Source organism: Pseudomonas sp. VI4.1, from assembly GCF_002029345.1.
In the GTDB taxonomy this organism is placed as follows: domain Bacteria; phylum Pseudomonadota; class Gammaproteobacteria; order Pseudomonadales; family Pseudomonadaceae; genus Aquipseudomonas.
The window spans coordinates 1-14,908 of record NZ_MULM01000069.1 but is presented as its reverse complement, the minus strand read 5'-3'; the positions used below and the strand labels follow the sequence as shown (position 1 = coordinate 14,908).

Annotated in this window: 15 protein-coding genes and 2 pseudogenes; 11 read left to right on the top strand and 6 right to left on the bottom strand. The window is 60.7% G+C overall.

Annotated features, from left to right (window positions below; translation table 11 throughout):
- From BZ163_RS35095 to lldD, 3 genes and pseudogenes are all read left to right on the top strand, one after another.
- A partial coding sequence (locus tag BZ163_RS35095) for a hypothetical protein (protein ID WP_218190490.1) occupies positions 1-200 on the top strand: 200 nt, incomplete at its 5' end.
- Between the two features lie 10 nt (positions 201-210).
- Positions 211-1,832, top strand: a pseudogene (locus BZ163_RS02155) (MFS transporter).
- Between the two features lie 98 nt (positions 1,833-1,930).
- On the top strand, positions 1,931-3,073 hold the full coding sequence (lldD, locus tag BZ163_RS02150) for an FMN-dependent L-lactate dehydrogenase LldD (RefSeq protein ID WP_128869606.1): 1,143 nt from the start codon (positions 1,931-1,933) through the stop codon (positions 3,071-3,073).
- A gap of 150 nt (positions 3,074-3,223) precedes the next feature.
- Here the strand turns inward: lldD and BZ163_RS02145 are convergent, their stop codons facing one another.
- Entirely contained in the window at positions 3,224-3,592 is a 369-nt protein-coding gene (locus tag BZ163_RS02145; protein WP_128869605.1) for a DUF427 domain-containing protein, read from the bottom strand.
- Between the two features lie 325 nt (positions 3,593-3,917).
- Here BZ163_RS02145 and BZ163_RS02140 point away from each other — a divergent pair.
- Positions 3,918-5,868 (top strand): annotated as a pseudogene (locus BZ163_RS02140) (DNA topoisomerase III).
- A 121-nt stretch (positions 5,869-5,989) separates the two neighbouring features.
- Positions 5,990-6,511 carry a GNAT family N-acetyltransferase gene (locus BZ163_RS02135; RefSeq protein ID WP_128869604.1) on the top strand — a complete coding sequence of 174 codons (522 nt, stop codon included), beginning with the start codon at positions 5,990-5,992 and terminating at the stop codon, positions 6,509-6,511.
- Here the strand turns inward: BZ163_RS02135 and BZ163_RS02130 are convergent.
- Positions 6,460-6,933, bottom strand: coding sequence for a hypothetical protein (locus tag BZ163_RS02130; RefSeq protein ID WP_128869603.1), 474 nt, complete (start codon positions 6,931-6,933; stop codon positions 6,460-6,462). The genes BZ163_RS02135 and BZ163_RS02130 overlap by 52 nt on opposite strands.
- Before the next feature lie 150 nt (positions 6,934-7,083).
- Here BZ163_RS02130 and BZ163_RS02125 point away from each other — a divergent pair, with 150 nt between their 5' ends.
- Both BZ163_RS02125 and BZ163_RS02120 read left to right on the top strand, forming a co-directional pair.
- Positions 7,084-7,413, top strand: coding sequence for a hypothetical protein (locus BZ163_RS02125; RefSeq protein WP_128869602.1), 330 nt, complete (start codon positions 7,084-7,086; stop codon positions 7,411-7,413).
- A gap of 132 nt (positions 7,414-7,545) precedes the next feature.
- The gene (locus tag BZ163_RS02120) at positions 7,546-7,848 is read left to right on the top strand and encodes a hypothetical protein (RefSeq protein WP_128869601.1); all 303 of its coding nucleotides are present in this window, start codon (positions 7,546-7,548) and stop codon (positions 7,846-7,848) included.
- On the opposite strand, the gene cynR is transcribed toward BZ163_RS02120, so the two are convergent.
- Positions 7,834-8,739, bottom strand: coding sequence for a transcriptional regulator CynR (gene cynR, locus BZ163_RS02115; RefSeq protein WP_128869600.1), 906 nt, complete (start codon positions 8,737-8,739; stop codon positions 7,834-7,836). The genes BZ163_RS02120 and cynR overlap by 15 nt on opposite strands.
- Positions 8,740-8,861: 122 nt before the next feature.
- Between cynR and cynS the strand changes: the two genes are divergently transcribed.
- Both cynS and BZ163_RS02105 read left to right on the top strand, forming a co-directional pair.
- Positions 8,862-9,329, top strand: a complete 468-nt coding sequence (cynS, locus tag BZ163_RS02110) for a cyanase (RefSeq protein ID WP_128869599.1) — start codon at positions 8,862-8,864, stop codon at positions 9,327-9,329.
- 60 nt (positions 9,330-9,389) lie between these two features.
- Positions 9,390-10,049 (top strand): carbonic anhydrase, encoded by a 660-nt coding sequence (locus BZ163_RS02105; protein ID WP_128869598.1) that lies wholly within the window; start codon positions 9,390-9,392, stop codon positions 10,047-10,049.
- 74 nt (positions 10,050-10,123) lie between these two features.
- Here the strand turns inward: BZ163_RS02105 and BZ163_RS02100 are convergent, their stop codons facing one another.
- Together BZ163_RS02100 and BZ163_RS02095 are read right to left on the bottom strand one after the other, a co-directional pair.
- Positions 10,124-10,474 carry a BON domain-containing protein gene (locus BZ163_RS02100; RefSeq protein ID WP_128869597.1) on the bottom strand — a complete coding sequence of 117 codons (351 nt, stop codon included), beginning with the start codon at positions 10,472-10,474 and terminating at the stop codon, positions 10,124-10,126.
- Positions 10,475-10,533: 59 nt separating this feature from the next.
- Positions 10,534-12,036: an aldehyde dehydrogenase family protein gene (locus BZ163_RS02095; RefSeq protein WP_128869596.1), complete on the bottom strand. Its 1,503-nt coding sequence runs from the start codon at positions 12,034-12,036 to the stop codon at positions 10,534-10,536.
- A 269-nt stretch (positions 12,037-12,305) separates the two neighbouring features.
- Between BZ163_RS02095 and BZ163_RS02090 the strand changes: the two genes are divergently transcribed.
- Together BZ163_RS02090 and BZ163_RS02085 are read left to right on the top strand one after the other, a co-directional pair.
- On the top strand, positions 12,306-12,821 hold the full coding sequence (locus tag BZ163_RS02090; RefSeq protein WP_128869595.1) for a DoxX family protein: 516 nt from the start codon (positions 12,306-12,308) through the stop codon (positions 12,819-12,821).
- 55 nt (positions 12,822-12,876) lie between these two features.
- Positions 12,877-13,575, top strand: coding sequence for a dienelactone hydrolase family protein (locus BZ163_RS02085; RefSeq protein ID WP_128869594.1), 699 nt, complete (start codon positions 12,877-12,879; stop codon positions 13,573-13,575).
- A gap of 185 nt (positions 13,576-13,760) precedes the next feature.
- Here BZ163_RS02085 and BZ163_RS02080 read toward each other — a convergent pair whose 3' ends face one another.
- Positions 13,761-14,729 carry a nitrilase-related carbon-nitrogen hydrolase gene (locus BZ163_RS02080; RefSeq protein WP_128869593.1) on the bottom strand — a complete coding sequence of 323 codons (969 nt, stop codon included), beginning with the start codon at positions 14,727-14,729 and terminating at the stop codon, positions 13,761-13,763.
- Positions 14,730-14,908: the final 179 nt, after the last annotated feature.

Here is a 14,908-nt window from a genome sequence, read left to right as displayed (position 1 = left end):
CAGCGAAAGCGGTCTATCGGCCGATACATATATCGGCTGACACACCGCTTTCGCTGGCAAGCCAGCTCCTACAGGGGTTGTGTGGAAGGCACAAACAACCTGAACACCTGCAGGACGATTACATCCGATACATCGACAGTAGCGGCACCAGGCCCACAAGGCCGGTGCCGACAGTGGAACAACAAAAACAATCACTGTGAGGGATACGATATGTCAGAACATGTTCAGCCACTGGAAGCCGTACGCAGTGCGGGGACCAGCCGCGAGACCCAGAAAGTCATCTTCGCTTCTTCGCTCGGAACGGTATTCGAGTGGTACGACTTCTTCCTCTACGGCGCCCTCGCGGCGGTCATCAGCAAACAGTTTTTCGCCGGAGTCAACGACACCACCGCGTTCATCTTTGCGCTCATGGCGTTCGCCGCCGGCTTCATCGTGCGCCCGTTCGGCGCGCTGGTGTTCGGCCGGCTCGGGGACATGATCGGGCGCAAATACACGTTTCTTGCCACCATCATTCTCATGGGCGTGGCGACCTTCTGCGTCGGGCTGCTGCCGACCTACGCCAGCATCGGCATCGCGGCGCCGATCATTCTGGTGGTGCTGCGCATGCTTCAGGGCCTGGCCCTGGGCGGTGAGTACGGCGGCGCCGCCACTTACGTCGCGGAACACGCGCCGATGGGCAAACGCGGGTTCCACACCAGCTGGATTCAGTCCACTGCAACCCTCGGCTTGCTGCTGTCACTGCTGGTGGTCCTGGCCTGCCGCTACTTCACCGGGGATCAGTTCGAAGTCTGGGGCTGGCGCATTCCGTTTCTGTTTTCGATCATCCTGCTGGGCATCTCGACCTGGATTCGCATGAGCCTGCACGAGTCGCCGGCCTTCGTGAAAATGAAAGAGGAAGGCAAACTCTGCAAGTCGCCGCTGCGCGACTCCTTCGGCAAATGGGAAAACCTCAAAGTCGTGCTGATCGCCCTGTTCAGCATCAACGCCGGGCAAGCGGTGACCTTCTACGCGGCGCAGTTCTACGTGCTGTTCTTCCTCACACAGTTCCTGAAAATGGACCCGGCCCTGGCCAATAGCCTGCTGATCGTCAGCGTGATCATCGGCGCGCCGTTCTTCATCTTTTTCGGCTGGCTGTCGGACAAGGTCGGGCGCAAACCGGTACTGATGATCGGCCTGCTGCTGGCCACCGCGCTGTACTTCCCGATCTTCAAGTCCATCGCCCACTACGCCAACCCGGCCATCGACCAGGCCAGCCGCCAGGCACCGATCACCGTGCTGGCGACCCGGCCACCTGCACCTTCCAGTTCGACCCGGTGGGCAAGGCGAAATTCGACAGCCCGTGCGACAAGGTCAAGACGTTCCTGGTCAAACAGGGCCTGCCCTACTCCAGCGCAGCGGCCCCGGCCGGCAGCGGCGTACAGGTGAGCGTCGGTGATGTGAAAATCGACGGTTACGATGAAGCGGCCCTGCGTGGCGCGGTGACATTGGCGGGGTATCCGTCACAAGCCGATACGCAACAGGTCAACAAGTCCATGATCGTGGCGCTGATGGTGGTGCTGATCATCATTTCCGCCATGTGCTATGGCCCGCTGGCGGCGCTGATGGTCGAACTGTTCCCGACCCGCATCCGCTACACCTCGATGTCCCTGCCCTACCACATCGGCAACGGCTGGTTCGGCGGTTTCCTGCCGACCGTGTCGTTTGCCCTGGTGGTGTACACCGGGGACATCTTTTACGGGCTGTGGTACCCGGTGGTAATTACCGGGGTGAGCCTGGTGGTGGGGCTGATCTGCCTGCGCGAGACCAAGAACGTGGATCTGGACACCAACTGACAGCCAGTGCAAAAAAAACGCCCCGCAACCCGGGGCGTTTTCGTTAATCTGATCGCTCGACGCATCCATCGCCCCGCCACTCTCCAGACCGAGGCACCATGATCATTTCATCCGCATCCGACTATCGTGAGGCAGCCCGCCGCAAACTCCCGCGTTTTTTATTCGACTACATCGATGGCGGCGCTTATGCGGAGCATACGCTGCGGGCCAACAGCGCCGACCTGGCCGACATCAGCCTGCGTCAGCGCATTCTGAAAAACGTCGAAACCCTGAGCCTTGAAACCACCCTCTTCGACCAACCGCTGGCAATGCCGATCATTCTGGCGCCGGTCGGCCTGACGGGCATGTTCGCCCGTCGGGGTGAAGTGCAGGCCGCAAAAGCCGCGCAAAACAAAGGCATTCCGCTGTGCCTGTCGACGGTATCGGTGTGTTCGATCGAGGAAGTCTCGAGTCAAAGCCAACAACCCCTCTGGTTTCAGCTGTATGTGTTGAAAGACCGGGGCTTCATGAGAAACGCGTTGGAGCGTGCCAGGGCCGCCGGGGTGCAGAACCTGGTGTTTACCGTGGATATGCCCACGCCCGGTGCCCGCTACCGGGACGCACACTCGGGCATGTCCGGGCCTTTTGCCGCCTCGCGGCGAATTTTCCAGGCCATGACCCGCCCCGCCTGGGCCTTCGATGTCGGCGTCATGGGCCGTCCCCACGACCTGGGGAATGTGTCGAAGTACCTGGGCAAGGCGGTCACGCTCGAAGACTACATGGGTTGGCTGGCCAACAACTTCGACCCTTCGATCAGCTGGAGCGACCTGGAATGGATTCGTGAATTCTGGAAAGGCCCGATGATCATCAAAGGCATTCTCGACCCCCAGGATGCCAGGGACGCGGTCAGCTTTGGCGCCGATGGCATCGTCGTGTCGAACCACGGTGGGCGACAGCTGGACGGCGTGCTTTCCACGACCCGGGCCTTGCCGCCGATCATGCAGGCCATCGGCAATGACCTGACGGTGCTGGTCGACTCCGGGATCCGCTCGGGCCTGGATGTCGTCCGGATGCTGGCGCTGGGAGCCAAAGGCGTCATGCTGGGGCGCTCGATGGCCTATGCGCTGGCTGTCGACGGTCAACGCGGGGTGGAGAATATGCTGGCTATCTTTGCCAAGGAGATGCGCGTGGCGATGACCCTGACCGGGGTGACGTCAATTGGTCAGATTGATGAGTCCACGCTGGTGGATGCTGTTCGATGAGTGTAGGAGCAAGCTTGCTCGCGATGGACTCAAGAGCACCGCGTTTAACCAGTCAACACGCGTAATCGTTAACGACCATCGCGAGCAAGCTCGCTCCTGCAATGAACGGCATTACGCCTATACGGGGCGTTCATGTCCTGAACGCGGCCATCACTCGACGTCTTTCAGAATCTCGAACGTCACTTGATCGGGATAAAAGGCCACGTAGTCGCGAATCTGCTCGACCGACACTTTGGGGTTTTCATAGCTCCACACCGCATTGGCGCCTTCATGCCCAGGGATCTGCAGACTGAAATAGTTGGCGTCGCCCTTGTAGGGGCAATAGCTGGTGTGGTCGGTGCGGGCGAAATATTTTTCGTCGATGTCCTCCCGGGGGACGTAGTACACCGGAGGATAATTGGCCTCCAGCAGCACCAGCGCTCGTGCGGACGCGGCCACTTGAATACCGTGAAACTTCACCAGGAGGCAGCCTGGCTGTTCTGCAATGGTGATGACAGGACTGGGACCGGCGCTTTTCATCACTCTCTCCTGATCATGGGAAGCTGCATTGCTGTGGCGAGGGGGCTTGTGGGAACGCCACCTCAAGACCTGCCACCGTGATGTAACAGGTATACCTCATGTTGCGCCATGGCGGCTGATTCACAGCCGAACGGGGCAAGCACCTTGGCCACACGATCAAAAGATCGCAGCCTGCGGCAGCGCCTACCGGAGCTACCGCAGGCCGCGATCTGTTTCATGCACCGCGAGCAACCTTTTGCTGTACATCCATACAGATAATGATTGCCCTGGCGCTCGTCACCCGCCATTCTGTGCACCTCTCGAACACTGATCGACGACGGTGGCCATGCAGCTGTATCTCTGTGAAAAACCTTCCCAGGCCAAAGACATCGCGGCCGTGCTCGGCGCCAGGCGTCGCGGCGACGGCTGTTGGCTGGGAACGAACGTCACGGTGACCTGGTGCATCGGCCATCTGCTGGAAACCGCGCCGCCGGACGCCTACGACGCCCGTTACAAACGCTGGGTACTGGCGGACCTGCCGATCATTCCAGAGAAGTGGAAGATGACCGTCAAGCCCCGTACCGCCAGTCAGTACAAGGCCGTCAAACGCTTGCTTGGCGAGGCCACCGAACTGGTGATTGCCACCGACGCCGACCGTGAGGGCGAGATGATCGCCCGGGAACTGGTGGAGCATTGTCGTTATCGCGGGCCGATCCGGCGGCTTTGGCTGTCGGCGCTGGACGATGCGTCGATCCGCAAGGCGCTGGCGGCGCTCAAGCCCGGGGCCGAGACCTTCAGTCTTTATCATTCGGCACTGGGTCGCTCACGGGCCGACTGGTTGATCGGGATGAACATGAGTCGACTGTTCACGCTGTTGGGGCGTCAATCCGGTTATCAGGGGGTATTGCCGGTCGGCCGGGTGCAGACGCCGACCCTGCGCCTGGTGGTGGATCGTGACCGCAGCATTGCCGACTTCGTCCCGGTCGCTTATTGGGCCATCGACGTGCAGCTGCTGCACGACGGCACCGCGTTTACCGCGCAATGGCGGGCGGCCTCCGACGCGTGCGACGATCAGGACCGCTGCCTGAACCAGGCGCTGGCACAGCAAGCGGCGGCGGCGATGAGCAGCGCCGGCGAGCGCGCGGGTGATCAAGCTGCGTACCGAGCGGATGCGCGAAGTGGCGCCCCTGCCGTTCGACCTGGGTACCTTGCAGGAGGTCTGCTCGAAGAAGCTGGGCCTGGGCGCCCAGGAAACCCTCGATATCGCCCAGGCGCTCTACGAAACCCACAAGGTCATCACCTACCCGCGCAGCGACTGCGGCTACCTGCCACTGAGCCAGCACAGCGAAGCGCCAGGCATCCTGGCAGCGCTGAGGCAGGCCGACCCGGCGCTGAACGCCTTGAACGATCACCTGCAGCCTCAGCGGCGCTCACGGGCCTGGAACGATGCCAAGGTCAGCGCTCACCACGGCATCATTCCCACCGCCGCGGCAAAGAACCTCGAGCGGCTGGTGGGCAAGCAGCGGGCGGTCTACACGCTGATTCGCGCACGGTATCTGGCGCAGTTTCTGCCCAACCACGAATACGACCGCACCCAGGCCGACTTCGACTGTGCCGGCGAGGCCCTGCGTGCCGTGGGCAAGCAGATTGTCGAGCCCGGTTGGAAACGCGCCCTGCCCGAGGCCCTTGCCCCGGCCAAGGGCCGCGAAGCGCCGGTGCCGCAAACCCTGCCGGCCTTGGCGAAGGGCGCGATCTGCGCAGTGGCCGAGGTGAAGCTCAAGGACCTCTGGACGCAACCGCCCAAGCCGTTTACCGAAGGCGACCTGATCAAGGCGATGAAGAACGTCGCCAAACTGGTGGAAGATCCGCTGCTCAAGCAAAAGCTCAAGGACACCACCGGCATCGGTACCGAAGCGACCCGGGCCTCGATCATCCAGGGTTTGCTCGACCGCGGTTACCTGATCAAGCACGGCAAGGCCCTGGCCGCGACTCCGGCCGCGTTCAGCCTGATCGATGCCGTGCCGCGCGCCATCGCCGATCCCGGGACCACGGCGATCTGGGAACAGGCGCTGGACATGGTGCAGAGCGGTGAAATGAGCCTGGAAGAATTCGTCACCAAACAGGCCGCCTGGATGAGCAAGCAAGTCGCCCGCTGCGCCGGCCTGAACCTGACCATCAGCGGGCCGGCAAGCCCGGCCGGACGTGGCGCCACGCCGTGGAAAAACCAACGCAAACCCGCCAAGCGCAAGCCGTCGACAGGCACCAGACGCACGGCGAAACCGGCGAGCAAGGCTTGAGGGCCACGCACAGTCCTGTGGCGAGGGAGCTTGCTCCCGCTGGACGGCGAAGCCGTCCCAAGAGCTCGATCTATGCTTGCCCAGTATCAGGCTTGCATCAGCGGATCAGGAGCCACGTCCCATGTTTTCGATAGAACTGCACGCCGCCCGACGCGACGAACTGGAAACGATTGAAAACCTGATGCAGTTCTACCTGCATGATTTCAGCGAGTGGTTGCCGCTGATGCTCGGCGGGCATGGCTTCTTCGACATCCAGCCCCTACTGGATTACTGGCGCAATCCCGCGACCCGGCCATTCCTGATCAAGGTCGACGACGAGTTGGCCGGTTTCGTGACCGTGGATGATGTCGTCCATCTACCCGGCGCCCACTGCAACATCGGCTACCTTTTTGTCAGCCGACGTTTTCGTGGCCAAGGCGTCGCGAAATTTGTCGTTTCCACCCTCTTGCACCAATTCCCCGGTCAATGGCAAATTTTCCACATCGACGCAAACCAGCCGGCACGGCAGTTCTGGGCCAAGGTGATGCCCGATCTCGCGGGCGGCGAGTTCACGGTGCATCAGCGGCCGGTGGGTGGTTACCCTTGTACCTTTTACCGCTTTGAAAAATCGCAGCCTTCGGCAACGCCTGCACCGGTCCCGTAGGCGCTGCCGAAGGCTGCGATCCCGGCGATTCCAGCGACGCCCCCTCCTCCAAACGCCCGCCGCACTGATTTTTCTAATTCCAAAACCACTTTGTCCGACAATATGTAGTGAACAAAAATATTCACTACAAAACCGTTGACGCCTCCGATTTGCCCTTGCATGATGCAGATGTCTCCCCGATCGGGAGTACAGGCAACATGTTTGAGCAAGCTCGTCTGACCGCCGAGCTGTTTTTCCCGGATACACGCTGCCCACAAGGCAGATTGAAGAAGCTGACCTGGCCTGAACGTCCAGTACAAGGGCGAGAAGCGCTGGCGATCAATCCTCATGAAGCTTGTGGCCGACCCTGAAAACGTCGGCAGTGGCCTGAAGGTTTTCGCTGCTTCTCTTCGTTGTGACGCAATTGCGTAGCAGTTATTCAACACGACTACATGCAACAGACGCGGACCCCGTCATTTTTGTCGGTCGACCGCTGACGTCCTGGTTTCGGTGCCAGGGATCAACTAACCGATGGGCTACCTGTATTAGCGAATCAACTTTGAAAGATCACCAAATGGTCAAGGGGCTTAATTATGAATCTGAACAATCAACCCACTATCGATGAACTGGCTCGTATGTTCGCGGCGCAAAAAGACAGCCATGACAGCCATATCCTGTGGATCAGCAAGTCGGGCCAAGTGCATATCGACTGCCTGTCGCCGCATGCCCATGAAGCCGAGTTCGACCGCAACAACCAGAACCTGCTCGCCCGACTGAAGATGTATCGTCGTGGCCAGGGTTATGTCGGCAAGAAAGCCGCGGCCGACAAGGACTTCATCGGTAATGTCCTGCAAACGCTGAAACAGGCGTGGGCCTCGATGCAGAACCACAACGAAGTTCGGGTGATTGACCGGTTCTACTGATTCCCTGGGGGACACCCCATCAATGAAGAAGGCCCCGCTCGTCAAATCGAGCGGGGCCTTTTTGTTTGTCTCGTGCGCAGCAAAACAAAGCTATCGTTAACCCTATGCGCTGTTGGTCCCTGGAGACTTGCGATGAAAAGTACCCTGACATTCCTGGTGTTGCTGGTCATGACCAATGCTGCCCAGGCCAACAGCATCCCTGGCATTCCCTCATTCGATGTGGACTGCCCCGGGACAATTGTCGTCCACGCCGATCAGGACGGCCCCGTATTGATCAACGAGAAGGAAGCCACCACCAAAGCCATCGACGATCGTCGCTTCGAAGCCAAGGGTTCGGGCGTCACGATTTATATCGTCCTCGCCGATGACGACTCCGTGACCGTGTCCTCGACCGGCAAGGCACCCAACGGCGTGTGCCAGTCAGTGGATGATTGACCTCGCCGACTCATCCGCAACCGCAGCCAACACCCGCTCCATAAAGGCCACCGACGCCGCACTGTGATAATTGTTTTTGCGCCGAAGCAGCGCAGCACCTCGCCTGGGCGCTTCCCCCAGCAACGGGATTTTGCGCAACGCCCGGTCCTGGCTGGCAATGGGTTCCGGCAGGATGGTAGCAATGGCCGTGTGCCGGATCACTTCGAGCAAGGTGCTCACCGAGTTGACCTCGATCACCACCTTCGGTGTGATCTGCTCCAGGGCGAAGTACTCATCGATGCGATTGCGGGTGACGAAATCCGTGGTCAGCAATGCAAACTCCAATCGCGCCAACTCCCCGGCAGACAACGCCGCCTGGCTTTCGTACAGGGGATGATCGCGTCCTACCATCACCCCCAGGGTCTCGGTAAACGCCGGGATCGCCTCGATGTCGGCATGCCTGACCTGGTTAAACGCGATGGCGATATCCAGTGAGTCATCCACCAGTCCGGCCTCGATATCGTCCATCGACAACTCGAAAATCTGCAGATGGATGTTCGGATACCGCGCCACGTAATCGCGCACCAACGGCCCCACCAGGTACGCCATGAAGGTCGGCGTCATCGCCAGTCGCAAGGTGCCACGGGACAAATCCCTGACGTCGTGCAGCGCCCGTTTGCCCGCCTCCAGCTCCACCAATACCCGACGTGCGCACTCGATGTAGGCCTGGCCCGCATCGGTCGGCTTGATTGTGCGCGAGGTCCGGTCGAACAGGCTCACGCCCAGGGTTTCTTCCAGTTGCCGGATCTGTTGCGACAGGGTCGGTTGGGAGACGTGCAGCGCCTCGGCGGCGCGGGTGAAGCCGCCGTGGTCGGCGACCGCCAGCAAATAGCGCAGATGTCGCAGCAGCATGGGCATTCCTATCTATAGGCAGCACTTATGGATTGCATTGTATATCGGTCTTGGACGCTATGGATCAATCAGCCGAATATTGCTCCACACCCAAGCAACGCAACGCTGACAGGAGAATCCCCATGCAACAGTCCCACGCTTACAACGACCCGAGTCTGGCCCTGACCACCTCGATCCTGGATGCCAAGGCGCGTAAAAACCTGTCGTGGCAGGACCTGGCAGAGGGTACCGGCCTCGGCCTGGCCTACGTCACCGCCGCCCTGCTCGGCCAGCACCCGCTGCCTGCAAGCGCCGCCAACGTGATCGGCGACAAACTCGACCTGACCGCCGACGCCGTGGCCCGCCTGCAGATCATTCCCCTGCGTGGCAGCCTCTCGGGCATCCCGACCGATCCGACCATCTACCGCTTCCACGAAATGATCCAGATCTACGGCACCACCTTGAAAGCCCTGGTGCACGAGCAATTCGGCGACGGCATCATCAGTGCGATCAACTTCAAGCTCGACATGAAGAAGGTCGAGGATCCGGAAGGCGGCTCCCGCGCGGTGATTACCCTCGACGGCAAGTTCCTGCCGCTGCGTCCTTTCTAAGTGGATACCGGCCCGCACCGATGTGCGGGCCGACCCCGAGCCACACAGGAGAACATCAGTATGAAAGCGCTCATCGAAGGTTTTTTAAAGTTCCAGAACGAGGTCTTTCCGCAACGGACCGACCTGTTCAAACACCTGGCGACCACCCAGCATCCCGGCACCTTGTTCATCACCTGTTCCGACAGCCGGGTCGTGCCGGAATTACTGACCCAACAAGAGCCCGGTGAACTGTTCGTGATCCGCAACGCCGGCAACATCGTGCCCTCCTACAGCCCGCACCCAGGCGGAGTATCGGCCACGGTCGAATATGCGGTCGCGGTGCTCGGTGTGACTGACATTGTGATCTGCGGTCACTCCGATTGCGGTGCCATGACCGCCGTAGCCCAGTGCACCTGCATGGATCACCTGCCGGCCGTCCACGGTTGGTTGCAACACGCCGAGTCGGCAAAAGTCATCAATGAATCCCGCTCTCACGCCAGTGGCGCGGCGAAAGTAAGTTCAATGGTGCGGGAAAATGTGATTGCCCAACTGGCCAATATCCAGACGCATCCCAGCGTACGGCTGGCCCAGGAAAAAGGCCTGCTGAATTTGCACGGTTGGGTCTACGACATCGAAACCGGTTCGATCGATGCCCTGGATGGCGGCCGCCGCACGTTCGTGCCGCTGGCCGAGCACCAGACCCTCTGTGCGGTTTATGGCAAAGCGGCTGAAGTGGCTTGAACCCGTGCGGTCCGCGCAACGAACACTGCAGCGCCCCGGCTCAGGGGAGCGCTGCACTCAGGCCATCGCGCAGATCATTCGTCGTCCATCTTCCGTGATGAGGGTGGCCGATACTCGGTGCCCTCTTCGGCGTCGGGCGCACCTGGAACACTTCCCGGCCGGAACACATGAGTCTGCAAGCCACTGGCATCGATGTCGACGACACCATTGACCGAGCGGGCCAGCGCAACAGCCTGCTCACACTCTCTATGGGTGTCGACGAGTCCGCTCAACAGCACCCTGCCCGCCAGGGTCTTGACATGGATATGCAGGCCCAGGCCCGGTTTGGCCATTGCCAGCGCCGATTTCACCCGGGTGGTAATCCACGCGTCATGCGCGACCATTTCCAGGTTATGAGAGTAATGCTCAAAGGAATGACGTTTCATGGTGCAACCCTCCGCCACACGAACATACCTTCATTATAGTGCGGCCCGCCGTTGCCGATTCAGCGTTTGACCGACAGATCGGTCTGCGTCATGCGGCTGCGAATGGTGAATACCCCGTCACCGGAAAGAATGGCGCTGCGCGCGAACAGACGACCGCTCTCCCAGTTCGAAAGGCCCAGTTCCGGCTTGTTCAGCGCGTATTGCCCGTCGACCCAGCGGGTAATGCCGTTGCCGACAAAGGGTGCGTTGACCGCGTTGTAGAAGCGCTCCTGAGCCTGGGCATCGTCACTGATCAACGACACGGTGAACTGCGGGCTGTAGCGATTGAACAAGGCGATGGACTGGTCCAGGTCCTCGACGATCTTCAGGCTGACTTCCGGGGTTTCTTCCCATTCCCACTCGCGGCCCAACTGATCTTCGGGCAGCGGTTCGGCCAAAGGTTCGGATTGATAACCTTCGGCGCGATACACTTCGACACTCGCGGTCAGCCACTCGCTCGGCAAGTACGCCTCGCTACCTTCGACTATGTGCAGCTTGCAGCCCTGGCCCCGCGCAACGCCGGCCTGTCGCAGCGCCTCGAGAAACAGCGGCACCAGCTCAACGGCGCGGTCGCGGTGGATCAGGCACACATTCAAGGTGTTGCAGACTTTGCGGTCCAGGGAATTGCGCACCACGGCGGCGAAGCGTTCAGCATTGGCGTCCTGGTTCGCGATCAGCCAGGCGCCGCCGGTGCCATGCAGGCTGACGGCGGTGCCGGCCTGTTGCGCAATGCTGCCCAACTGGCTGACAGCCCGGCCCGAACCACGGGCCACGGCGAGCGACAGGCGTCGATCGGCGAACATCGCCCAACCGGCGGCGTGATTGACGCTTTCCACCAGCGACACGGCGCCAGTCGGCAACCCGGCGTCGGCCAGTGCCGGATTCAGCGCGTGGGCGACGATCGCTTGCGCGGTGCCCAACGCATCGCTACCAATGCGCAGTACCGCGGTGTTGCCCGTGCGCAGCACGCCCGCCGCGTCGGCGAACACGTTCGGACGGCCCTCGAAGACAAAGGCGACGATGCCCAGGGGCGACACCACTTGCTCGACTTTCCAGCCGTCATGCTCGGTGCAACTGATCACCTTGCCCCGGGTGGCCGGCGCATCGCGCCAGGCCCTGAGTCCGGCGATCATGTCGCGGCGCATGAGCTCATCGGCCAGCAGGCGCGTGGTGGAACGTCCGCGCGCCTTGGCCCGTTCGATGTCCGCCAGGTTCGCGGCTTCGATCAAGGCCCAGCAATCCGGGGTTTCCAGGCGTTGGGCAAACAGATCGAAGAACGCGTCGATCGCCTGATCCGATACCGCGGACATCGCCTTGAATGCCGCTTGCGCCCGTTCGATCGCGACAGTCGCCGCTTGCTGGTCCGCCACGGGAATCAGCAACAATTCACCGCTGAGCTGCTCCACCAGCAAGTGGTCACCGGGCTGGAAGCGCGCTGCCAGTTCGGGGCTGACCACCGTGACACGGTTACCGGCGAAAGGGATCGGGGTGCCAGCAACCAGACGTTCGAGCGCAAGAGACATGAATCGGTTACACCATGTAATGGGCGGTTGGAAAATGTATAGCAAAATCAGTGAAGCGTCATCAGCGCCACCCCTGGGCGCCCTATGTAGCCGACCGGGGTCGTCAATCAGCCAAGTATCACAGTGTGTACAGCCCCCCTCCCGACACACCCCGCCGCTATTACCCGCCAGCAAAGACACATCGCAGATACACCGGCTTGATGAAATGTGCCTCTCGATCGGCTAAGCCGGCCGTTGCCCATATTCCTGACTGAACGGAGATCTCGTCCATGAGCACCTCACTCTCTACGGCCGTCAAAGGCCTGCACCTGAACCTCGACCGTACCGGTAGCTGGATCGCGCCTCTGACCCTGCGGGTGTTCCTCGCCTGGGAGTTCTTCGAATCAGGCCTGGAAAAATTCAATGGCCAGAACTGGTTCGCCGATATCCAGGATCGTTTTCCATTTCCGTTCAACCACGTGTCGGCCACGTTGAACTGGGAACTGTCGATGTGGGCCGAACTGATTTGCGCACTCGCCCTGTTGATCGGCCTGGGGACGCGGGTTTCCGCCTTCATTCTGATCGTGGTCACCCTCGTCGCGACCGCCGCCGTTCACTGGCCGGCCGATTGGTCTACATTCAGTGAGCTTGCCCAGGGTTACGCCATCAGCGACAAGGGGCACGGCAACTTCAAGCTGCCGCTGATCTACCTGGCGGCCTTTATGCCGCTGTTACTCTCTGGCGCCGGCAAGCTCAGCGTCGATGCGCTGCTGGCGCGATTCTTCTGGCGTCACAACTCTCGTTGAAATGTTACCGTGGCAAGCTTCACTTCCCACTTCACTTGTGTAGACAGGAGCCATCATGAGCGTGACCACCCAATGGATCGAGATCGACAGCGCCGAGGGTAAATTCGGCGCTTACCTGGCCATCCCGCATACCGGCAAGGGTCCGGGGATCGTGCTGATCCAGGAGATCTTCGGCGTGAATGAGCACATTCGCTCGGTCGCCGAGCAATACGCTGCCGACGGCTACCTGGTCATTGCACCGGACCTGTTCTGGCGCAGCGGCCAGCGCATCGAACTGAGCTACGACGAAGCCGGCTGGAAACGTGCCGTCGAGTTGATGAACGCCACCGACGTCGGCAAGGCCCAGAAAGACATCGAACTGGCCATTGACGCATTGAAAGCCCAGCCGGGCCTGGACGGCGGGATCGCCTCTATCGGCTATTGCTTTGGCGGCCTGCTGTCCTACCACACCGCCGCGAATGGGCTGGTGGACGTGGCCGTTGCCTATTACGGCGGCGGGATCCAGAACCAACTGGAGCGCGCCGATGAGATCGACGTGCCGCTGCTGATGCATTTCGGTGAAGAGGACAGCCACATTCCGCTGGACGCCGTGGAGAAAATCGCCGAGCGTTTCGAGAACAACGACAACGTGGAAATCGTCGTGTACCCGGAGGCGGAACATGGCTTCAACTGCTCGCATCGTGACAGCTACAACCAGCGCGCGGCGGCTGAGGCCCATGGCAATACGTTGATCTTTTTGGGTCAGGAATTGTAAGTCCGGTCGGGCTTGCTTGCGATATTCGTGTACACCGCGATTCCTGTGGGAGCGAGCTTGCTCGCGATGGCGGCGTGACAGACGGCATTTATGTCGACTGACACGGCCTCTTCGCTGGCAAGCCAGCTCCTACAGGGGGCCGGGTACATCCGCGGAATCAGGCCGCCTTCAACTGGCAGCGCTGATTACACCTCTTCCGGTTGGTGCACTGCGGCCAGTTTCGGATGTGCACTGCGTTCATGCACATGCGCCGTCGGCGTGCGGTCGATCAGCAGGCCCAACAGTTCCGGCCGGCTATAATGCCCACGCGAATCCATCATCCGTTTGCGCTTATCGATCAGCCCCATATCGAGATCGACAATCACCTCGCCCTCACCTTCGGTCAGCGACCCCAACACCACCCCATCCGGGCTGATGATGGCGCTGAAGCAACCACCGGAAATCGGACCGATGGGGCAACCCGTGTCGGCCATGATCTGCGCCTGTTGCTCAGGGTTCAGCCAGGCCGTGGAATTGACCACGAAACAGGCCGATTCCAGCGCATGCTGACGAATGCTGACTTCCATTTGCGAAGTGAACAGCTCCCCTGCAAACGACCCCGGATACATCGCCGCATGGATCTGTTCGCCATCGGCCATCAAGGCATAACGGGCCAGCGGATTGTAATGTTCCCAGCACGCCAGTTGGCCGATGCGGCCCACCGCGCTGTCGGTGGCGCGCAAGCCCGAGCCGTCGCCCATGCCCCAGATCATGCGTTCGTGATAAGTCGGAGAAATCTTGCGCCGATGCTGGATCAGCGTGCCGTCGGCATCGAACAGCAACTGCGCGTTGTACAGGGTGCCGCCATCTCGTTCGTTGACCCCGATGGAGACCACCATGCCGGCCTGTCTGGCGGCGGCACTGATGGCTTCGGTGGCGGCCGAAGGGACTGTGACGGCCTGATCCAACAGTTTGAGGTGCTCGGCGCCCATCTGGAACGGTGACTGCACGAACGAGAAGTACGGGTAATAAGGCACGATGGTTTCCGGGAACACGGCGAACTGTACGCCCTGGTCACCGAGTTCGAGAATCTTCTGCACCACTTTGTCGACAGTGCCTTCACGGCTGTAAAGAACGGGACTGATTTGTACGGCGGCGGCTTTTACGAGGGTCATGGCGGTGATCTCATTAGACAGTGGACTCCAACGAGATTAAAATTACGCTAATAATATTACGGCTGAAATGTCAAATACACCACCTTTCAGGACACCACTACCCTGTAGGAGCTGGCTTGCAGCGAAGGCGGCGTATCAGGCTGACATTAATGTTGACTGACCCACCGTCTTCGCTGGCA

Coding starts and splice junctions, on each gene's coding strand:
- cynS (WP_128869599.1), top strand. CDS start 8,862: ATGCAACAGTCCCACGCTTACAACGACCCGAGTCTGGCCCTGACCACC.
- BZ163_RS02090 (WP_128869595.1), top strand. CDS start 12,306: ATGAGCACCTCACTCTCTACGGCCGTCAAAGGCCTGCACCTGAACCTC.
- BZ163_RS02125 (WP_128869602.1), top strand. CDS start 7,084: ATGAATCTGAACAATCAACCCACTATCGATGAACTGGCTCGTATGTTC.
- BZ163_RS02105 (WP_128869598.1), top strand. CDS start 9,390: ATGAAAGCGCTCATCGAAGGTTTTTTAAAGTTCCAGAACGAGGTCTTT.
- lldD (WP_128869606.1), top strand. CDS start 1,931: ATGATCATTTCATCCGCATCCGACTATCGTGAGGCAGCCCGCCGCAAA.
- BZ163_RS02120 (WP_128869601.1), top strand. CDS start 7,546: ATGAAAAGTACCCTGACATTCCTGGTGTTGCTGGTCATGACCAATGCT.
- BZ163_RS02135 (WP_128869604.1), top strand. CDS start 5,990: ATGTTTTCGATAGAACTGCACGCCGCCCGACGCGACGAACTGGAAACG.
- BZ163_RS02095 (WP_128869596.1), bottom strand. CDS start 12,036: ATGTCTCTTGCGCTCGAACGTCTGGTTGCTGGCACCCCGATCCCTTTC.
- cynR (WP_128869600.1), bottom strand. CDS start 8,739: ATGCTGCTGCGACATCTGCGCTATTTGCTGGCGGTCGCCGACCACGGC.
- BZ163_RS02080 (WP_128869593.1), bottom strand. CDS start 14,729: ATGACCCTCGTAAAAGCCGCCGCCGTACAAATCAGTCCCGTTCTTTAC.
- BZ163_RS02145 (WP_128869605.1), bottom strand. CDS start 3,592: ATGAAAAGCGCCGGTCCCAGTCCTGTCATCACCATTGCAGAACAGCCA.
- BZ163_RS02100 (WP_128869597.1), bottom strand. CDS start 10,474: ATGAAACGTCATTCCTTTGAGCATTACTCTCATAACCTGGAAATGGTC.
- BZ163_RS02085 (WP_128869594.1), top strand. CDS start 12,877: ATGAGCGTGACCACCCAATGGATCGAGATCGACAGCGCCGAGGGTAAA.